General features: G+C 29.7%; 3 protein-coding genes. All 3 read right to left on the bottom strand.

From position 1 onward, the window contains the following. Positions 1 to 348: 348 nt before the first annotated feature. Positions 349 to 642 carry a DUF6618 family protein gene (locus tag RBH29_RS17400; RefSeq protein ID WP_306698277.1) on the bottom strand — a complete coding sequence of 98 codons (294 nt, stop codon included), beginning with the start codon at positions 640 to 642 and terminating at the stop codon, positions 349 to 351. An 84-nt stretch (positions 643 to 726) separates the two neighbouring features. After that, entirely contained in the window at positions 727 to 1,464 is a 738-nt protein-coding gene (gene istB, locus RBH29_RS17395; protein ID WP_306698276.1) for an IS21-like element helper ATPase IstB, read from the bottom strand. Continuing rightward, a partial coding sequence (locus tag RBH29_RS17390; RefSeq protein WP_306698275.1) for a Mu transposase domain-containing protein occupies positions 1,461 to 2,657 on the bottom strand: 1,197 nt, incomplete at its 5' end. The genes istB and RBH29_RS17390, both read right to left, overlap by 4 nt.

Below are 2,657 nucleotides of genomic sequence, written 5' to 3'. Positions count from 1 at the left end.
TGTATTTGTCAAGTGAAAACTGACCCTTTTTTTAATTGAAAATTGACCCCCTTTAATAAAAAAACTGACCCCCAATTTAAAGATATAAAGTCATGTGGATTTGATGGATAATATGCCAGAAACTGATGGATAAGCAGTGGAAAACTTGCCGCTACGCTTGAATTATGTGTGGACAACCAAAACCGTGTTGACCACACATAATTAACAAGTTTACCACAGCTTAACCACAGTTTTAAAACGGCAGATTATCCACAAGCTCCACAAGACCTACTGTTATTGCTTCGTTATATTAAATTAATAAATTAAAAATATTTAATATAAACGTAGATAATTAGATTAATTTCTATATTATATATTAATATTTTCTTTATAAAGCCGATATAATGCTGTTGCTGCTGTAATTCCATCAACTTTTCCAAGAACGGATACCAGCTTTTCGCTATTCCAGAATAAGTCTTTAAAATCAACTAGGTGACATCCTGCATTAAAGTCAGGAGCACAAGCAAAACCTCCACGAGATGTTTTACCAAACATTAACATAATGCTTGATCTACTTTTAATTAGCATTTCATAATGACTACCATAATTATTTATTCGAGCAATTTCTCCATTCCAAACTTCTTTACTCTTTTTTGTTATCATTTTACAGGTGAAAATCATAATAACCTCCATAATTCAGATATAAATTTTAGTACTTTATTTTTGAATTTTAAAATCTTAGAAAAGTTAGACTATCATTTTAAGAGTTTCGTACATTCTGTAAGAATCCCCATCCATGTCAACTAAAAAAGACTTGTGAGTTAGCCTGTCAACCATTGCTGTTGTCATAAGAGGATCTTTGAATATTTCATGCCACTTATTGAATTTTAAATTGGTGGTTATTATTGTGCTTTTTCTTTCAGCTCTTAATGATAAATGTGAAAATAACAGTTCACTGCCTTCTTTATCAAAGGAAATATAACCCAATTCATCAATGATAATAAGATCATAGTTCATGAATTGTCGTTCTAAAATTTGTAATGTTTTTTCACTTCTACTTTCTTTTAAGCGATTAATAAGTGCTGTTGTCGTTGTGAAAAAAGTTTTATATCCTGCATTACATGCTTTAATCCCAAGACCTATAGCTATATGAGACTTTCCTGTGCCTGGCAAACCTGCAAGTATAATGTTTTGCTTGTTTTCTATAAACTGTAATGTTTCTAGTTGACCTAATTTATCCTTTGCATCTGGTGGTAGTCTTTCTACATTTAATTCTTCTAAAAGTTTTTTGAAAGGAAAACGTGCATTTTTTATGCGATTTTGTTTGCTGGTTTCTAACTTTTTTATGTATTCTTGCTCTAACATTTCTTGCATTAGAAGCAATGGATTTCTTGCATCCTGACCGTGTACTTCAATATTTTGAAGTATATATTTTAACTTTAGTTCTTTGGCATATTTTTTTATACTTTCTATATGTTGATTCATATAGTTTTTCCTCCTTGCATACTTTTATACAAATAATCATAATTTGCTAATATATCAATTGCCTTTTTATTGTTATCAAAAACACCTTCTTCTTCATTCTTTCTAAATAAAATTGATTTTATATTGTCTAAGTTTATAGAAATATTATGGGATTCCAATTCTTCTATCTTTTCCAAAACTTTGTCTTTTCCAACTTCACCTATTAATTTTAATGTATTTATATATTCTTTTGGAGCTTCTTTAAAATGTTTTGTATATAGTTGTTTTAAATTACCCTGTAATTGTGATAAAGCCAAACTTCCCCTTAATGCACCTGGCTTTTTAGAAAGTGTATTAATATAATGTTCAATATTTAAATTCCATTCGTTAAATCCATATAATCTTTTATGTTTGGCGACTATCTCTTTACCAAAAAGAATAACTACTTCTTCTACATATGATTTTAGAGAAATGTACTTTCCAACTAAATAATCTGGTACACTGTATTTATTGCCTAAATATGTAACAGTAGAATATTTATCAACAAAACATTCTTTGATTTCTGCAGTGTCATATTTGCCAGGGTAGGGTAGTAAATAAGGTTTTTCTTCTTCCAAACGGTTTCCATTTATTTTTACAATAATTTTTTTTAGATGTTCTACTGCATTTTCAAAGGTGTAATCAATGCAACTTGAAAATGCTTTTCGTCTTACAAAATCAACACTTCTTTCCACATGGCCTTTTTCATTACCTGAATATATATTGCAAAACCTGTATTTAAAACCATAGAACAAAGAAAGTTTTTTTAAAGCCTCTGTAGCTTCTTTCTCATGAGGTCCTACAAATTTCGCTACAGCAACTCTCATGTTATCATAGACCATTGTTTTATATACTCCTCCTGTAATCTCAAAAAACCTTACATGAGCATCAATAAAAGCTTGTGTATCTTCTTTTTTATATAAAAAAGCTATTCTAGTATTGTTTTTTGCAGAAGTAAATACAGCCATTTTGTATACTTTGATTTTATTGTTCTCTCTTAGCTTAACTTCTCCCCAGTCAAATTCACAGACATCACCAAATTCATATATCTGCCGTATAAAAGCCTCTTTTTTAGTGTTTTTGAGATTGCGAACATATATACATGTAGTAGAATATGAACCTTTATAACCTGTATCTATTAATTCTTCATGGATATCTTGGGCTGTCATGCACTG

Source organism: Herbivorax alkaliphila, from assembly GCF_030848475.1.
Taxonomy (GTDB): Bacteria; Bacillota; Clostridia; order Acetivibrionales; family Acetivibrionaceae; genus Herbivorax.
The sequence above is the reverse complement of the archived record's forward strand: the minus strand, read 5'-3'. Positions and strand labels throughout refer to the sequence as shown.

Coding starts and splice junctions, on each gene's coding strand:
- RBH29_RS17400 (WP_306698277.1), bottom strand. CDS start 642: ATGATAACAAAAAAGAGTAAAGAAGTTTGGAATGGAGAAATTGCTCGA.
- istB (WP_306698276.1), bottom strand. CDS start 1,464: ATGAATCAACATATAGAAAGTATAAAAAAATATGCCAAAGAACTAAAG.